Genomic DNA, 441 nt, shown 5'->3' with positions numbered 1-441 from the left:
GAATCCCCAACCCGGCGAGTTGGGAAGCGTCAAGCCTGATGTCTGGCTTCGTCCCATTTCTTCGATTAATGCCGGCGTTAACAGCGGCTTGCCGCCGGTTCGCAGCGTTTCCAGCAGATGCAGGATGTCGTCCGCAGAACCGATCATACCCGCGCCGCCCGATGGAAATGCAAAGGGATCGAAGGCCCGGCGGGGATCGAGTAAAGTCCCGGCTACGCCTTCCATCTTGCCGACAATATCCGGCTCCCGCATCCGGCGGGGCGCGGGCGTATCATCCGCATAGCTGGCGGCAAGGCGCTGCGGGTCAACCACATCGAACGCCGTGTCCGTTAAGCCAATCGGCTCCGTCACCAGCGATCTGACCGCTTCGGAGAGCGTTGAACCATGTGCGCTGGCTACGATTCCGCCGAGCACATCTGTGGCCAGCGAGTAGTTCCAGGC

Annotated in this window: 1 protein-coding gene; it reads right to left on the bottom strand. The window is 61.9% G+C overall.

Annotated features, from left to right (window positions below; genetic code table 11):
* Positions 1–441 (bottom strand): serine hydrolase (locus tag L692_RS0112415; protein WP_025700291.1); only part of this gene is annotated, 441 nt, incomplete at both ends.

This window comes from Paenibacillus forsythiae T98, assembly GCF_000520735.1.
GTDB classification, from domain to species: Bacteria; Bacillota; Bacilli; order Paenibacillales; family Paenibacillaceae; genus Paenibacillus_AQ; species Paenibacillus_AQ forsythiae.
This window is presented reverse-complemented; position numbering and strand designations above follow the sequence as displayed.